The organism is Pseudomonas sp. (assembly GCF_036404235.1).
Lineage (GTDB): Bacteria > Pseudomonadota > Gammaproteobacteria > Pseudomonadales > Pseudomonadaceae > Aquipseudomonas.
Genome location: NZ_DASWOT010000080.1, coordinates 20,076 through 36,525, shown reverse-complemented (window position 1 = coordinate 36,525; position 16,450 = coordinate 20,076). Strand labels below are relative to the sequence as shown.

The following is a 16,450-nucleotide window of genomic DNA, read 5'->3' as shown; positions in this document are numbered from 1 at the left end:
TGAAGTGTCCAGCCAGCCGCCTGCGGTTCTGCTATCAGTTCCCTGCTTTTCAACATCATTTCCTTTTGATGTGTGCGGGGCTGATGCTGCGGACAGACTGACCTTAAATCAACTTAAAAGATGTATCCAGGGTTATAAAATCTCGGTGGGGTTGATGTAGGCGCTGACATGGTTACCAAGGCGGCGATGGGGGCCGGTCTTCTTTACCTCGTCAGCCCCAACGGCATATGGCGTTCAGCTAACCACCTGATCGCGATACGGCAGATCCGGGCCCACCCGCGTGCAGGTCATGGCGGCTGCGGCAACTGCGAAGTTGAGCATCTCGGTCAGGGTGTCGTGGTCCAGCGATGCAAGTGATGCGGGGTTGTCCAGCTCGCGTTCGGTGAGAAAGGTGATCAGCGCGGCCTGGAAGGTATCGCCTGCACCCACGGTGTCAGCCGTGATGACCGCACGCGCGGGTACTGACCAGTGCCCTTTGTCGCGGGTGAAGATGCTCGCGCCTTGACGGCCACGGGTCATGATCACCAGTTGGCAGTTGTTCTTCAGCCAGCCTTTGGCGACGGATTCGGCGTCGCTGTCGGGATACAACAGGCTCAGGTCTTCATCGCTGACTTTGATGATGTGCACATGCTCGGCAAATGTGCTCACCTGACGGCGCCACAGTTCGATGCTCGGTGCCGGGTTCAGGCGCACGTTAGGGTCGAAGGTGATCAGGCGTTTGCCACTTTCGCGCTTGACCAATGCCAGCAAGGTATCGGCTATTGGCTGAACCACCAGCGAAAACGACCCGACGTGCAGGCCGCGAATGCTGTCATCCAGGACCGGCAGGTGATCAAGGGTCAGCAAACGATCCGCGCAGCCTTCGCCGCGAAAGCTGTAATGCGGCGAGCCGTCTGCACCCACCGCAACCATCGCCAGCGTCGTGGGTGCGTCGATGTGTACGAGGAAATCATCGCGCACGCCTTCTTCTTCCAGCACGGTAGCGAGACGCCGGCCCAGGTAGTCCGTAGACAAGCCTGCAAAGAATCCAGCCTCTACCCCCAACCGACGCAGGCCAACGGCGACGTTGAATGGCGAGCCACCGGCAATCGCCTTAAAACCCAGTGTGTTGCTTTGGCCGCCGCTGTCCGGTTGGCTGAAAAAATCGAACAGTGCTTCGCCACAGACCAGATACATAGGTGCTCCGTAAAGGGCAGGACGACGCTTGGCCGTCAGATGCCCTGCAATTGATGACGGTAGTGCTGATAAACGCGCTGATACGCTGCGACGTTTGCGGCAATCGGTTGTGTTTCGCTGGCCGGTTCAAGGCTGACGCAGCGCTCGCACAATGCCTGCAACGACTGGCCTTCGCCACTCGTCCGCGACAGGCACCAGGCGGCTTGAATTGCAGCGCCCAGGGCAGCGGCTTCGCTGCCCGTGGTGCAGATCACCGGCGCGTCCATGATGTCGGCGACGATCTGGCGCCACACCGCGCTTTTTGCACCGCCTCCAATGAGTCGAATGCTTGAGCTCTTGATCCCGCTGTTACGCAGTAAATCCAGCCCATAACGCAAACCGAACGTTGTGCCTTCGACCACCGCGCGGCACAGGTTGGCCTGGCTCAGGTTGGTGCTGTCCAGACCCAAAATGCTGCCCGTGGCGTGGGGCAGGGCGGGGACACGCTCGCCGTTGAGGAACGGCAGCATCAGCACGCCTTGGGCGCCAATCGGCGAAGCGGACACTGCCTGGTTGAATGCACCGATGTCCATGCCCAACAGCTCGCGAATCGCACCAGTGGCGTTGGTCAGGTTCATGGTACAGATCAGCGGTAGCCAGCCGCCAGACGAGGAGCAGAAGGTCGCCACGGACGGTTGATCACTGACGCTGGGCTGATCGGCAAACGCGTACACCGTCCCCGAAGACCCCAGGCTCATGGTGATCAGGCCCGGCGCGATGTTGCCGGTGCCGATAGCGCCCATCATGTTGTCGCCGCCGCCGCTGGAGACGATGGCATTGGGGTTCAGGCCCAGACGTTCGGCAATCGCTGGCAGGATCGTACCCACAGGCTGATCCGCGTCCAGCAGTGTCGGCAACGCCTTGACTAAGCGTTCACTCGGGTCGATATGGTTGAGAAGGTCCAGATCCCACTCGCGCGTGCGCACGTTGAAATAACCGGTGCCTGAGGCGTCGCCGTAGTCGCTGCAGCAACGTCCGGTCAGCCAGTAATTGAGAAAGTCGTGGGGCAGCAGGATCTTGTCGATACGCGCAAACAGCTCCGGGAATTGCGCCTTGGTCCAGAGCAGTTTGGATACCGTGTAGCCCGGCGCGATGGCAATGCCCAGGCGTTCCAGCGAGCCCGCTTCGCCGCCGAGATACTCAAGCAGTTTGTGGTTTTCCGGCGTCGATTCGGTGTCGCACCACAGCTTGGCCGGACGCAGCACATGGCCCCGTTCATCGATCATCACCAGCCCATGCTGCTGACCGGAGACGCCGATCCCCAGAATCTCCGCTCCTGACACGCCGGCCTGTTGCAATGCCGCTGCGGTGGCCGATTCAAACGCATCAAGCCACTGTTGAACGTCCTGCTCGCGTCGCCCGTTGGCGCCACTGATCATCTGGTGCGCGCTCGATCCTTCGCCCAGCACCTTGCCGCTGACGGCATCCAGGACGATTGCCTTGGTGCCTTGGGTCCCGCAGTCGATTCCAAGAAACATGCTCACCTCAGGCGCGTATACCCAATAGCTTTTCCAGGGTTTTACTGACGCCCAGTTGTTTCAGGCTGTTCAGGTTGTGTTCGAACGATGCCACGAACTCAGGTGACGCTGGAATCGCCGCACCAAAGATTTCTTCGACGTCCAGCAACCGCTGAGTGATCAGCACATCGTCGGCGACCAGGGCTTTGCAGAAGTCGGCGCGCGGATCGACGATTTTGTAGGCCACGCTGTTCTCGCCTTCGCTGCGTTGCAGGTACAGCGCCCAGGCCGCGACCACCAGCGAAGCGCGATCCAGGTTGCCATCGTCGAGGATCAGGCGGTTGATGGTTGGCACGATAAATTTCGGGAATTTCGACGAGCCGTCCGAGCACACCCGCTCCAGTTGATCGGCAATGGCTTGATTGGAAAAACGCTCGATCAGCGTGTCCTTGTAGCCTTCCAGGTCGATGCCCGGCACCGACGCCAACTGCGGCGTGACGTCCAGGTCCATGTAGGTGCGGATGTACTCGACGAACAGCGGATCGTTCATGGTCTCGTGAACGAAGCGATAGCCCTTCAGCGCGCCCAGGTAGGTCAGCGCCAGGTGGCTGCCGTTAAGCAGCTTGATCTTCATTTCTTCGTACGGCGTGACGTCGTCAGTGAACTGTACGCCGACCTTTTCCCAGGCTGGGCGACCGTTGATGAACTTGTCTTCCAGTACCCATTGCACGAACGGCTCGCAGACCACGGGCCAGGCGTCGTCGATGCCTTTTTCGTCATGCAATTGCAGGCGGTGCGCGGTGCTGGTCATCGGCGTGATGCGGTCAACCATGGCGTTGGGGAAGCTGACGTGCTCAGCGATCCAGTCATGCAGGTCGGTATCGCGCAATTTGGCGAATGCCAGCAATGCTTTGCGCGTTACGGCGCCATTGTGCGGCAGGTTATCGCAAGACATCAGGGTGAAGGCCTGCGTCCCTTCAGCGCGGCGCCGGGTAAGCGCTGCACATAAATAGCCGAAGACGGTTTTTGGTGTGGCCGGGTGGGCCAGGTCGTGCTGGATCTGCGGCAGGTGGCTCATGAATTCGCCGGTGCTGTCGTCGATACAGTAACCGCCTTCGGTGATGGTCAGCGAGACGATGCGGATGTCAGGGCTTGCCAGTTTGTCGATCAGTGCCAGGTCGCTGTCGGTGGACATCAACATCTGATTCATGGCGCCGATGATGCGGGTTTCGGTGTCCGGGGTGTCGCCCAGCTCAAACAGGGTGTACAGGAAGTCCTGGCTTTTCAGCGCTTCAAAATTGGCGCGGTCTTCTTCGCGCAGGCTGACGCCGCAGATGGCCCAATCCAGACCTTCGTCTGTGTGCTCTCTGGCGCCGAGGTTCATTAGCGCATCGGTGTAAAAGGCCTGGTGGGCGCGGTGAAAGCCGCCGACGCCGATGTGGACGATGCCTTGGCGGCGCTGGTCCAGCGTGTAGGAGGGCAGCACGACGCTGGGGTCGAGTTGGGACAGGTTCTGCTTATTCAGTTTCATGACTTTAATCTCGAAATTTTACGGCGCGATGACTCAGGCGGCAGCCTGCAAGGCATGGGTGATCACCTGGCCCTGAGCGTCGAACAAATGGCAGTGGGTGCTATCCAGATGCAGCTTCAGGGTTTCGCCGTACTGGCTGGCAAGGTCCCCGCGGATACGCATGGTTAATGACTCGCCTGCTTGTGTGCGTACGTGGCAATAAGTGTCACTGCCCAGGCGTTCACTGACATCGGCAATCACGTTCAGTTGGCAGTCGCCTTCCTTGGCCAGGTTCAAGTGCTCCGGGCGAATGCCCAGCGTCACCGCATCACCGACGCTCTGTTGCGCGTTGGTGAATGGCAGGCTGATGCGGGTGCCAGCCTCCAGGGTGACTTCGCAGCCGGTTGCTTCGATGCGGCTGACCTTGCCTTTGAGGAAGCCCATTTTTGGCGTACCGAGAAAGCCGGCGACAAACAGATTGGCCGGGTGGTGATACAACTCCAGCGGCGAGCCGACCTGTTCGACGCGACCGCCATTGAGCACCACCACCTTGTCGGCCAGGGTCATGGCTTCGACCTGATCGTGGGTTACGTAAATCATCGTCGCTTGCAGCTCTTTGTGCAGACGCGACAGTTCCAGACGAGTCTGCACGCGCAGCGCAGCGTCGAGGTTGGACAGGGGCTCGTCGAACAGGAAGATTTTCGGGTTACGTACGATGGCGCGGCCGATGGCCACGCGCTGACGCTGGCCGCCGGACAATTGCTTGGGTTTGCGCTCCAACAGCGGACCGAGTTCGAGGATGCGTGCGGCTTCGTCGACTTTCCTCTTGATCTCGGCTTTGTCGCCGCCCGCCAGATCCAGCGCGAAGGACAGGTTCTTGCCCACGGTCATGTGCGGGTACAGGGCGTAGGTCTGGAACACCATCGCCAGATCGCGCTTGGCCGGGGTCACTTGGGTGATGTCGCGGCCATCGAGTTCGATGGTGCCTGAGGTCACGTCTTCAAGCCCTGCGATCAAGCGCAACAGGGTGGATTTGCCGCAGCCTGAGGGGCCGACGAAAACCACGAATTCACGGTCTTTGACGTCCAGGTCGATGCCTTTAATGATCTGATGGCCGTCAAAGCCTTTTTGCAGGTTTCTGATCGTGAGATTAGCCATGGTGGGCTCCAGTCTTATTCTTTGGGGGACGGTCTATTTCACGGCACCAAACGACAGCCCGCGTACCAGTTGTTTTTGGCTGATCCAGCCGAAGATCAGGATCGGTGCGCAGGCCAGGGTCGAGACGGCCGACAGCTTGGCCCAGAACAAACCTTCAGGGCTTGAGTAAGAGGCAATCAGCGCGGTCAGCGGCGCGGCATGGGACGAGGTCAGGTTCAGCGACCAGAACGCCTCGTTCCAGCACAGGATCAGCGACAGCAGCGCGGTGGAGGCCAGGCCGCCTTTGCAGATCGGGATCAGCACCTTGAAGATTTCCTGACGAGTGCTGGCGCCGTCCAGCCGCGAGGCTTCGAGGATTTCGCCGGGGATGTCCTTGAAGTAGGTGTAAATCATCCACACCACAATCGGCAGGTTGATCAGCGTGTAGATCACGATCAGCGCGATACGCGAATCCAGCAGGCCGAAGGTCTTGGCCAGCAAGTAAATCGGCATCAGCACGCCCACCGGCGGCAGCATCTTGGTCGAGAGCATCCACAACAAGGTGCTCTTGGTGCGTTTGGTCTCGAAAAACGCCATGGAGTAGGCCGCAGGCACGGCAATCAGCAGGCACAGAATCGTCGCGCTGAACGAGATCAGGATCGAGTTCCAGGCGAAATGGAAGTAATCGCTGCGTTCCTGAATGTGCAGGTAGTTTTCCAGCGTTGGCGTGAAGAAGAACTGCGGCGGCGTGGCGAAGGCGTCGATCTCGGTCTTGAAGCTGGTCAGGACCATCCAGAAGATCGGAAAGAAGATCAGCGCCGCGATCAGCCAGCACAAGGCGCCGAGCAGCACGCTTTGCAGGCGACGGGATTGTTTGAGCGTCATCATGACCGTGCCCTCAAGACTTGTCGGTGAGGTTTTTGCCGATCATCCGGATCAGGATGATGGCGGCAATGTTGGCGATCACCACGGCGATCAAACCGCCTGCGGACGCCATGCCGACGTCGAATTGCAGCAACGCCTGGTTGTAGATCAGGTACGCCAGGTTGGTCGAGGCGAAACCCGGACCGCCGTTGGTCGTGGTGAAAATCTCGGCGAACACCGACAGCAGGAAGATGGTTTCGATCATCACCACCACGGCAATCGGACGCGCCAGGTGCGGCAGGGTCAGGTGCCAGAAGATCGCAATCGGGCCAGCACCATCCAGACGCGCGGCTTCTTTCTGTTCCTGATCGAGTGATTGCATGGCGGTCATCAAAATCAGGATCGCAAATGGCAGCCATTGCCAGGACACGATGATGATGATCGACAGCAGCGGGTAATTGGCCAGCCAGTCGATGGGTTGGGCGCCGAACAGCTTCCACAGCGCAGCGAGAATCCCCGAGACCGGGTGGAAAATCAGGTTCTTCCAGATCAGCGCGCTGACCGTGGGCATGATGAAAAACGGCGAAATCAGCAACACCCGCACGATGCCACGACCGAAAAACTCACTGGCCTCAAGCAGCGCAGAAATCAGCACGCCCAGGACCACGCTAATCAGCAGCACACTGCCCACCAGCAGCAGGGTGTTGATTGCGCCGGGAATGAAACCGCTGTCGGTGACGAAATACTGGAAGTTTTCCAGGCCGACGAATTCTTCTTCGCCGGGGTTGAGCAGGTTGTAGCGGATCAGCGAGAAATAGACTGTCATGCCCAGCGGGACGATCATCCAGACCAGCAACAACAGGACCGAAGGGCTGACCAGAAACCAGCCGGGTTTGGTCACGCTGCTTTTGTGTTGCGGCTTGCCGCTGGCAGTCTCCACGCGGGGGGGAAGGGTTGAGGTATTCATGATGACTCCAAACCGAGGCAGACATTTGAGCGAGGCATCCGGTGGCAAGGCGCACCGGATGCTGGTCATTAGGGCAAATCAATCAGCCCTTTTTCGGGTAACCCGCTCGTTTCATGTCGCGCTCAGTGGCGCTTTGTGCCGCAGCCAAGGCGGCTTCAGGCGTGCTGGTGCCGACCAGTGCGGCAGAGAACTGCTGGCCCACCGAGGTGCCAATGGCCTGGAACTCCGCAATGGTCACCAACTGGATGCCGACATACGGCACAGGCTTGAGTGTCGGCGCTTTTGGCGTCACCGATTTCAGCGACTCCAGAGTGATAGTGGCGAACGGCGCGGCTTTCTTGTATTCGTCGGTGTAGGTCGAGGCGCGGGTGCCAGGCGGCACGTTGGCGACGCCATCTTTTTCAGCCACCAGTGCGGCGTATTCTTTGGAGGTCGCCCACTGGGTGAAGGCTTGCGCGTCGGTCTGGTTTTTTGCGCTGGTCGGAATCGCCAAAGCCCAGGAATACAACCAGGCCGACCCCTTGTCCGTGACTTCATGCGGGGCATAGGTGAAGCCGACGTTATCAGCCACTTTGCTCTGCGATTTGTCGGTCACGAATGAGCCCGCCACGCTGGCATCGACCCAGATCGCGCATTTGCCGCTGTTGAACAGCGCCAGGTTTTCGTTGAAGCCATTGCTGGAGGCGCCCGGCGGGCCGTCTTTTTTCATCACGTTGACGTAGAAGTTCAGCGCGTTCTTCCATTCAGGCTGGTCGAACTGAGGTTTCCATTGTTCGTCGAACCAGCGTGCGCCGAACGAGTTGGCCACGGTGCTGATCAGCGCCATGTTTTCGCCCCAGCCGGCCTTGCCACGCAGGCAGATGCCGTATTGTTCTTTGGATTTGTCGGTGAGCTTATCGGCAAATTCGGAAATCTGTGTCCAGGTCGGGCGTTCCGGCATGCTCAGGCCAGCGGCTTTGAACAGATCGGTGCGGTAGTAGGTGATCGAGCTTTCGGCATAGAACGGCAGGGCAAACAGCTTGCCGTCGACAGAAAGGCCGTCACGCACCGAAGGGAAGACATCATCGAGCGCGTAACGGGCTGGCAGGTCTTTCATCTCTTGCAGCCAACCTTTGGCACCCCACAGCGAGGCTTCGTACATGCCGATGGTCAGTACGTCGAATTGCCCGCCTTTGGTTGCGATGTCAGTGGTCAGGCGCTGGCGCAGGACGTTCTCTTCCAGGACGACCCACTTGAGCTTGATATCGGGATGCTGCTCTTCGAAGGTTTTCGACAGCCGCTGCATGCGGATCATGTCGCTGTTATTGACCGTGGCGATGGTGACGTCGCCCGCATAAGCCAAGGTAGTGAGTGTCAGACAGGTACTGGCAAGCAGCGCTTTTGCAGAGGTCTTCATTTATCACTCCTCTTCTGCGCCCGAGGAGCGGCAGAAGGTCGGTTATTGTTTTTGTGTTCTTCCGTGATAGCCGAAAGAATGTCAGCTGATTACAACGGTCTGCACGGACGATGACAAATCCTGCGACACACTTGAACTGATACTATTTTGCACTGATGGTTCGTGCGCGAATGCACTAAAAATGCGCCCCCAGCTTAGTGTGGTGCAGTTCTAGCGTAGTAGAGGGGGAAGGCATCGGGGTAAATCAGTACAGGTTTTGCTCGGTCAGGCGCTGTACGGCAAGACGCCGATAGTGCGAAGGCGTCATGCCCTTGAGCTTCTGGAAGCGTCGATTGAAGTTGGAAATGTTATTGAAGCCCGACTCAAAACACACATCGGTAACTGGCTTGTTGCCGTCGGCCAACAGTTCGCAGGATTTGCTGATGCGCAGCCGATTGACGAACTCCACAAAGCAGCGACCAGTGGCTTGCTTGAACACCCGGGAGAAATAGGTCGGTTTCATGCCCAGGTACTCGGCCACTTCTTCCAGCGGCAGCTCCCGGGCGTAGTGGGCAAAAATGTAATCCACGGCCTTGTTGGTGCGATCAACGCTATGCTCGTTGGCCATCTGTGGCGCGGTGGTACCCGACAACAGCTGAAAGTCGTCGCTGGCCGCCAACAGTTCCAACAGGATGAAGAAGTGCCCGAGCCGGGTAATGCCGTTTGATTCGGCGATTTTGTGCATCAATTTACTGGCCTGCCGGATCGTACGCTTGCACCGAAACTCGATGCCGTACTGCGCACGCTCGAGCAGCGGCGTCAGGGTACGCAATTCGGCAAACACCTGATTGCCACTCTCCAGCAATTCATCGGTGAAGTTGACCAGCATGTCGCGCTTGGGCACCACTTCGTCTTCTTCGATCTGAGTGATCCAGTTATGTGGCAGGTTGGGGCCAGTCAGGAAGAGGGTGTCAGGGTAGAAATTGCCGATGTAATCCCCGACAAACACTTTGCCGGAACTGGCGATGATCAGGTGCAGTTCGTATTCCTTGTGAAAATGCCAACGCACCAGCGGACAGGGAAACCCGTGTTCGCGGTAGATGATCGACAGGCCGTTATGGTCGTCCATCAGTTCGTAGGAAGGCTCGGTGACTCTTGTTGTTTTGCTCATGCTGGTGCCGGTCTGGGAGGGTGGCGTGGGGGGTAATGTGTACTATTTGGGTGGTAGTTACATCCGGTTTTATTAAAACCGCCGAGCTATAGCCGAGCTATAAAGTAGTCAAAATCAGGAGTGTGTGCTGTACACATCGGTCAATCAGGGAATAGCCTGATGCGTAGCAGGGAGATGATTAAACAGATTGAGGAGGACGGCCGGTTTCTGGTGGAGGTCCGAGGTAGCCATCGTCAGTACAAGCATTCGGTCAAGCGAGGCCGAGTCACTGTGCTTCACCCCAAAGACGATCTGCCCCGAGGCACGATCCACAATATTTTGAAACAGCCCGGGCTCAAATGAGGTCGGAGCCGTCGCACCAAGACGGGAGGAGGGATTCGACGTGACGCGATACTTCGGTAAGTCCATTCGATTCAATGCGACCCTGCCGGAGTATTTGCTGGAGCGCATTGACGCGAGGGTGAAGGTCGATCATCGCTACAGTTCACGCTCCGGCTTTTTGGCAACTGCGGCGCTTAGAGAATTGCATGAGTAAAAAAATCCTCCTGATTGGCATCGGCGCCGGCAATCCCGAACACATCACGGTTCAAGCGATCAAGGCGCTGAACCGCACGCAGGTGTTTTTCATCCTCGACAAGGGCTACGACAACGATGATTTGCTGCGCCTGAGAAAGGACATTTGCGAGCGCTACATCGAGGGTAATGACTACCGCCTGGTGCAAGTGCAAGACCCTCGACGCGAGGACCATCCAGACACCTACCGCGCAGGGATAGAAGCTTGGCACGAACAGCGTGCCGTATTGTTTGAGCGAATGATCGGTGAGGATGTCGGGGCGGATGAGACCGCAGCGTTTCTGGTGTGGGGCGATCCTGCGTTATACGACAGCACGCTACGGATTCTGGACCGCGTTCTTGAGCGTGGTGGGCCGATGTTCGAGTACGAGGTCATCCCGGGCATCACCAGCGTTCAAGCGCTGGCCGCCCGGCACCGTATCGCACTTAATCGTATCGGCGAGCCGATCCTTATCACTACCGGTCGGCAACTGGCGCAAGGGCAGGATGCTGCTATCGACAACGTGGTGGTGATGCTCGACGCGCATTGTACGTTCGAGCGGTTTGTGGACCAGGATTTATCCATCTATTGGGGGGCCTATTTGGGCACGCCCGACGAGATGCTGATCTGCGGAAAACTGAGCGAGGTCAGCGAACAGATCAAGCACGCGCGCGAACAAGCACGGGCAGAGAAGGGCTGGATCATGGACACCTATCTGCTGCGGCGTACGTTGGCGTGAGTCTGATGTTTGCACGTGGCCCTAAACAGTACGATTCTTCGCCTCAATCCACTGCGCCATGTATTGCGTGCTTTTGTGCTGATGGTGGCGCAGCATCGCGCCGGTGAAGTTGGCGGTGCGGTGTGCCTCAAGGTTTTCGCGCAGGGCCTGTATGCGCGCAACCAACGTGGCGCAATGTTGCTCATGGCTAAAGCGCGCTCGTAACACGTCCAATCCTGTCTGCTGCGCTTGAGCCCAGGCGTTTTGATCCTGATACAGCCGCACGGCCTCGGCGGCAAAATCCGTGGCATTGCTGGCGACGGCCCCCGGAAACGGTAGCTCGCCATGCATCGCCTCGGCCCCCACAGGCGTGGTCACTGTCGGTGTGCCGCAGAGCATGGCATCGATGATCTTGCCCTTGATCCCGGCACCAAAGCGCAATGGCGCAAGGGATATGCGCGCATTGCTCATGACTGCCAGGGCATCTTCGGCCCAGTTCATGACATGAAACCCCTGGGCGGGGTTATGCAGTGCGGTGGCCTTTGGCGGGGTGTAGGCGCCGTAAACATGCAGTTGTACGCCGGGTAACCGTTGGCGAATCAGCGGCCAGATCGAGTTTTTGAGCCATAACACGGCGTCCCAGTTTGGCGCATGGCGGAAGTTGCCAATGGTCAGGAAATGGGTGCGATCTTCATAGCCTTTCACCTGATACGGAATGTCGCGCAGCATGAGCGGGCACCCTTGCAGCAAAGTCGCAGGCACGTGGAACAATCGGGTCAGCAACTCGATCTCCACGTCGGACACCACCAAGCTCAGGTCACAGCGATAAAAGGCTGCCACCTCACGCTGCGCAACATCCGAGTGGGCCATGTGCGCAAACAGCACGTCATCGGGAATGTTGAAAACATCCAGTGCGTCGTCGTCACCCTGATGTTCATTGAGCCGCTGCTTGACCAGTTGATGACGGCTGTGGCGCAAGCTCTGCAGGTCGCAGGTTTCCAGCACTCGCAGTGCCGTCGGACAGTGCTTTTCCACACGCCAGCCGAACTGCTCCTCCATCAAAAACTGGTCAAAAAGTACGATGTCCGGTTGAAGTTCACTGACGAATGTATCGAAGCTGCTGTTGTTCAGCTCAATGCTGACCTCGGTGATGCCCATCGCCGAGAGGTCGGCCTTGTGCTCGCCTTCGCTGGCGGCACTGGCGAACGTAATGTTCCAACCTTGCTCCAGGAAGCAATCGATCAACTGCATCACATGACCGCTGGCTGCCGAAGAGCGTGGTTCCGGCCAGACATAGCCAATGATGAGCACGCAGGTGTCGGTGTCGCAGCGTTGCGGGTTTTCACTGGCCAAGAATGCTTTTCACTTTGTCGCGTAGTTGGTCGATGGAAAACGGCTTGCCAATGACGTGCATGTCGAGCGGGGCGTTGATTTTTTCGGCGTAGCCGCTGGCGAACAGAATGGGCAACGTCGGGCGAGACTCTCGGGCCCTGTGCGCCAGCTTGATGCCATCCATATCGGGCAAGCCCTTATCGGTCATCAAAAGGTTTATCAGGTTGTCGCTGTTTTCAAGAAGTAACAACGCTTGTGCGCCATCCGCTGCCTCAAGCACCTGATACTCAAGCTCCTCAAGCACATCAACGATCAACATACGGACAATGTTGTCGTCTTCAACCACAAGTATGGTGCTGGCTGGCTGGGGTATTTGGGGCATGGTGTTTCCTTAAAATGGCAAGTTCCAGGCCAGTGCTACGGGCCCGCTTGTAAGTAAATCACTGGTTATGACGGTTCCCAAAACCGATCAGATCAATCCGTATGGGTGTATTTTATGTTTTTGTGTATCCAAAAGCATTGAAAAATGGACTTTGTTCTACGTTTATTGTCTGAAAATTCAGCCTTATATGTCAGAAAGCAGAGTCTTTTACTGAAGTTTACGGCAAACTCCGACGTTTAGACCATTGGTGCGGGCCCTACAGATGATCCATCCATCTACTGTCGATGAGCAGCGTTTCCGCAAACTGCTTGGACGCAACGTCAGTCTGCCTTTAGGGGTAGGGGTACTGAGCGCTGCATTTTTCGTTATTTTGATTACTTATTTACTGTCGGTCATTCAGTGGGTGGAGCACACCGATCAGGTGATCAACAACGTCAATCACTCGCTCAAGCTGTCGGTGGACATGGAAACTGGCATGCGCGGTTTTCTGTTGACCGGCGATGAGCGTTTCCTCGATCCCTATGAGGTGGCCAAGCCCGGTATTACGGCTGAGCTCAAGAACCTTGAAGAGTTAGTGGCCGACAATCCACCTCAGGTCGACCGCTTCAGGCGGATCTCTGCGTTGCAGGACGACTGGAATCGCTTTGCTCAGGAAATGATCACGCTGCGTCGCCAGGGCGGTGACTATCTAGGGGCATTTAAGGCGCAACGCGGCAAGCATCTGACCGATGAAATCCGCGAGGAATACGAGCAGGCGGTCAATGTCGAGCATCAACTGCGCCTGTCACGAAACGCCGATGTGACCCGCACAACCATTTTGTCGGTTTCGTTGTATTTGATCTTCGTCGTGATCGTCAGTGCGATTCTGGCCTGGGTTGGACGTCGCGACATGGTTGCCTTGTCGACGACCTACGTTGATAACCTGAAAAAACAGGAAGAAATCGCTTCCCGTCTGCAGCACGTGGCCTGGTTGCGCAATGGCCAGAGCGAACTGGCTGAGCGGGTACTTGGACAACTGACGCTGAACATGCTTGGGCGCAACATACTGCAGTTTTTTGCGAAGTATCTGGGCGCGGTGGTGGCGGCGGTTTATGTACGTCAGGAACACGGTGGATTGGTGCGCGTGGCGTCCTACGGTTTCTCGCGTCAGCAAGAAATGCAGGAGCAATCGTTCTACAGCGGCGAAGGTGTGGTTGGCAAAGCCGTGGAGCAGGATCAGGTAATCACCCTGGAGGATGTACCGCAGGACTATTTCAAAGTCAGTTCAGGTTTGGGCGAGGGTTCCCCGCGCAGCGTGCTGGTGGTGCCAACCAGCAATGACGACAACGTCAACGGCGTCATAGAGCTGGGCTTCCTGCGCGCCCTGACCCCGCATGACATCGAATTCATGAAGCTGATTGCCGACAACGTCGGGACCTCCATCGAAGCGGCTCGCTATCGCCAGCGTCTGCAAGAGGTGCTAGCCGAAACCCAGCAGCTCAACGAAGAGCTGCAAGTGCAACAGGAGGAGTTGCGCACCGCCAATGAAGAACTTGAAGAGCAATCGCAGATCCTCAAGGAGTCGCAGGTTCACCTGGAAACCCAGCAGGCCGAACTTGAGCAGACCAACGAGCAACTGGCCGAGCAAAGCCAGGCCCTCGAAGAGCAACGCGATGCGCTGGACCGCAACAACGAACAACTGGGCATTGCCCAGATCGAGCTTGAGGCTCGTGCAGAGGAGTTGCAGCGTTCGAGCAAGTACAAATCCGAGTTCCTTGCCAACATGTCCCACGAGTTGCGCACACCGCTCAACAGTTCGTTGATCCTGGCCAAGTTGCTGGCCGAGAACCCGCAGGAAAATTTGACCGAAGAACAGGTCAAGTTCGCTGAATCGATTTATTCGGCGGGCAATGACTTGCTCAACCTGATCAACGACATCCTCGATATTTCCAAGGTCGAAGCCGGCAAACTCGACATGCGCCCGGAAAACAGCAGCGTGCCACGCTTGGTTGATGGCTTGCGTACGCTGTTCGAACCGTTGGCGGCCGAGAAGCACCTGCAATTCTCCGTGGAGTTGCAGGCTGGCGCCCCGACCATGCTGTATACCGATCGCCAGCGTCTGGAACAAATCCTCAAGAACCTGTTGTCCAACGCGGTCAAGTTTACCGAAGCGGGTACCGTCAGCCTGACCGTCTCTCGTCAGCCGGGCGAGGGCATTGTATTCACGGTACGCGACTCCGGGATCGGCATTGCCGAGGACCAACAAGAGAGTATCTTCGAGGCGTTTCGCCAGGCCGATGGCACCACCAATCGGCGTTATGGCGGTACGGGCCTGGGACTGTCGATTTCGCGGGATCTGGCGCGCCTGTTGGGCGGCTCGATTACTGTGACCAGTGCGCCGGGCCAAGGCAGTATTTTCACGCTGATCCTGCCTGAGCAGTATGTAGAACTTGCTCAGGGTGAAACCTATAGGGTGGCGCCGCCAGCGATTGCTGCACCGGCGGCGCCAGCTGTCGTTGCGCCACCTCCGCCGGTTTACGCGGCGGTGCCGCGTTTCGCCGACGACCGCGAGAAAACCCCTTTCACCAAGCGCTGCATCCTGGTGATTGAGGATGAAGTGCGTTTCGCGCAAATCCTCTATGACCTCGCCCATGAGCTGGGTTATCACTGCCTGGTGGCGCATGCGGCCGACGAAGGCTTCGAGCTGGCCACGCAATTTATTCCCGATGCGATTCTGCTGGACATGCGTTTGCCGGATCACTCGGGCCTGACCGTGTTGCAACGTCTTAAAGAGTTAGCGGCGACGCGACATATTCCGGTCCATGTGATTTCTGTCGAAGATCGTCAGGAAGCGGCCATGCAAATGGGCGCCGTAGGGTATGCGGTCAAACCCACCACTCGCGAGGAACTCAAGGATGTGTTCGCACGCCTGGAGGCCAAGCTGACGCAGAAGGTCAAGCGGGTGCTGTTGGTCGAGGACGATGCCCTGCAACGTGACAGTATTTCGCGTCTGATCGGCGATGACGACATCGAGATCACGGCCGTCGGTTTCGCTCAGGACGCCCTTGAACTGCTGCGCGACAATGCTTACGACTGCATGATCATCGATCTGAAATTGCCGGACATGCTGGGCAATGATCTGCTCAAGCGTATGTCCACGGACGAGATCGCCGCGTTCCCGCCGGTCATTGTCTACACCGGACGCAACCTGACCCGCGACGAAGAAGTCGAGCTGCTCAAGTACTCGCGGACCATCATCATCAAGGGCGCGCGTTCGCCTGAACGGCTACTCGACGAGGTGACGCTGTTCCTGCACAAGGTCGAATCGCAGCTGTCCAGCGAGCGGCAGAAAATGCTCAAGACCGCCCGCAGTCGCGACCGTGTGTTCGAGGGGCGCAAGATTCTGGTGGTGGACGATGATGTGCGCAACATCTTTGCACTGACCAGCGCCTTGGAACACAAAGGCGCGATTGTTGAAGTGGGGCGTAATGGCCTGGAAGCCATTGCCAAACTCAATGAAGTCGGGGACATCGATCTGGTGCTGATGGACGTGATGATGCCGGAGATGGACGGTTACGAGGCGACGGCTGAGATTCGCAAGGATCCGCGCTGGCGCAAGCTGCCGATTATTGCGGTAACGGCCAAGGCCATGAAGGACGATCAGGACCGTTGCCTGCAGGCCGGTTCCAATGACTATCTGGCCAAACCCATAGACCTTGATCGTCTGTTTTCGCTGATCCGTGTGTGGCTGCCAAAAATGGAACGTATTTGAACGGGTCGACTCAATTGA

General features: G+C 57.7%; 13 protein-coding genes and 1 pseudogene. 4 read left to right on the top strand and 10 right to left on the bottom strand.

Annotated elements, in window-relative coordinates:
- Nucleotides 1-234: 234 nt before the first annotated feature.
- The 8 genes from VGC62_RS09985 to VGC62_RS09950 all read right to left on the bottom strand — a co-directional run bounded on the left by VGC62_RS09985 (nucleotide 235) and on the right by VGC62_RS09950 (nucleotide 9,696).
- Nucleotides 235-1,176: a carbohydrate kinase gene (locus tag VGC62_RS09985; RefSeq protein WP_331186914.1), complete on the bottom strand. Its 942-nt coding sequence runs from the start codon at nucleotides 1,174-1,176 to the stop codon at nucleotides 235-237.
- 35 nt (nucleotides 1,177-1,211) lie between these two features.
- The gene (gene xylB / locus VGC62_RS09980; protein ID WP_331186913.1) at nucleotides 1,212-2,693 is read right to left on the bottom strand and encodes a xylulokinase; all 1,482 of its coding nucleotides are present in this window, start codon (nucleotides 2,691-2,693) and stop codon (nucleotides 1,212-1,214) included.
- A gap of 7 nt (nucleotides 2,694-2,700) precedes the next feature.
- Nucleotides 2,701-4,203, bottom strand: coding sequence for a mannitol dehydrogenase family protein (locus VGC62_RS09975; RefSeq protein WP_331186912.1), 1,503 nt, complete (start codon nucleotides 4,201-4,203; stop codon nucleotides 2,701-2,703).
- Nucleotides 4,204-4,236: 33 nt separating this feature from the next.
- Nucleotides 4,237-5,340 (bottom strand): sn-glycerol-3-phosphate ABC transporter ATP-binding protein UgpC, encoded by a 1,104-nt coding sequence (locus VGC62_RS09970; RefSeq protein WP_331186911.1) that lies wholly within the window; start codon nucleotides 5,338-5,340, stop codon nucleotides 4,237-4,239.
- Between the two features lie 33 nt (nucleotides 5,341-5,373).
- On the bottom strand, nucleotides 5,374-6,207 hold the full coding sequence (locus VGC62_RS09965; protein WP_331186910.1) for a carbohydrate ABC transporter permease: 834 nt from the start codon (nucleotides 6,205-6,207) through the stop codon (nucleotides 5,374-5,376).
- 10 nt (nucleotides 6,208-6,217) lie between these two features.
- On the bottom strand, nucleotides 6,218-7,150 hold the full coding sequence (locus tag VGC62_RS09960; RefSeq protein ID WP_331186909.1) for a sugar ABC transporter permease: 933 nt from the start codon (nucleotides 7,148-7,150) through the stop codon (nucleotides 6,218-6,220).
- Between the two features lie 82 nt (nucleotides 7,151-7,232).
- A complete protein-coding gene (locus VGC62_RS09955; RefSeq protein ID WP_331186908.1) occupies nucleotides 7,233-8,546 on the bottom strand; it encodes a sugar ABC transporter substrate-binding protein in 1,314 nt (437 codons plus the stop codon).
- A 244-nt stretch (nucleotides 8,547-8,790) separates the two neighbouring features.
- Nucleotides 8,791-9,696, bottom strand: a complete 906-nt coding sequence (locus VGC62_RS09950) for an AraC family transcriptional regulator (RefSeq protein ID WP_331186907.1) — start codon at nucleotides 9,694-9,696, stop codon at nucleotides 8,791-8,793.
- Between the two features lie 159 nt (nucleotides 9,697-9,855).
- Between VGC62_RS09950 and VGC62_RS09945 the strand changes: the two genes are divergently transcribed.
- The 3 genes and pseudogenes from VGC62_RS09945 (at nucleotide 9,856) to cobF (ending at nucleotide 10,988) form a co-directional block, all read left to right on the top strand.
- Nucleotides 9,856-10,038 carry a type II toxin-antitoxin system HicA family toxin gene (locus VGC62_RS09945; protein ID WP_331186906.1) on the top strand — a complete coding sequence of 61 codons (183 nt, stop codon included), beginning with the start codon at nucleotides 9,856-9,858 and terminating at the stop codon, nucleotides 10,036-10,038.
- Between the two features lie 34 nt (nucleotides 10,039-10,072).
- Nucleotides 10,073-10,231, top strand: a pseudogene (locus tag VGC62_RS09940) (type II toxin-antitoxin system HicB family antitoxin); the annotation flags it as partial.
- The gene (gene cobF / locus VGC62_RS09935) at nucleotides 10,224-10,988 is read left to right on the top strand and encodes a precorrin-6A synthase (deacetylating) (RefSeq protein ID WP_331186905.1); all 765 of its coding nucleotides are present in this window, start codon (nucleotides 10,224-10,226) and stop codon (nucleotides 10,986-10,988) included. The pseudogene VGC62_RS09940 and the gene cobF, both read left to right, overlap by 8 nt.
- 21 nt (nucleotides 10,989-11,009) lie before the next feature.
- Here cobF and VGC62_RS09930 read toward each other — a convergent pair whose 3' ends face one another.
- Both VGC62_RS09930 and VGC62_RS09925 read right to left on the bottom strand, forming a co-directional pair.
- Complete coding sequence (locus VGC62_RS09930) at nucleotides 11,010-12,320, bottom strand: glycosyltransferase (RefSeq protein WP_331186904.1); 1,311 nt, start codon at nucleotides 12,318-12,320, stop codon at nucleotides 11,010-11,012.
- The gene (locus VGC62_RS09925) at nucleotides 12,310-12,672 is read right to left on the bottom strand and encodes a response regulator (protein WP_414705776.1); all 363 of its coding nucleotides are present in this window, start codon (nucleotides 12,670-12,672) and stop codon (nucleotides 12,310-12,312) included. Before VGC62_RS09925 ends, VGC62_RS09930 begins: the two co-directional genes overlap by 11 nt.
- A 271-nt stretch (nucleotides 12,673-12,943) precedes the next feature.
- On the opposite strand from VGC62_RS09925, the gene VGC62_RS09920 reads away from it, so the two are divergent.
- The gene (locus VGC62_RS09920; RefSeq protein WP_331186902.1) at nucleotides 12,944-16,432 is read left to right on the top strand and encodes a response regulator; all 3,489 of its coding nucleotides are present in this window, start codon (nucleotides 12,944-12,946) and stop codon (nucleotides 16,430-16,432) included.
- The last annotated feature ends 18 nt before the right edge of the window (nucleotides 16,433-16,450 follow it).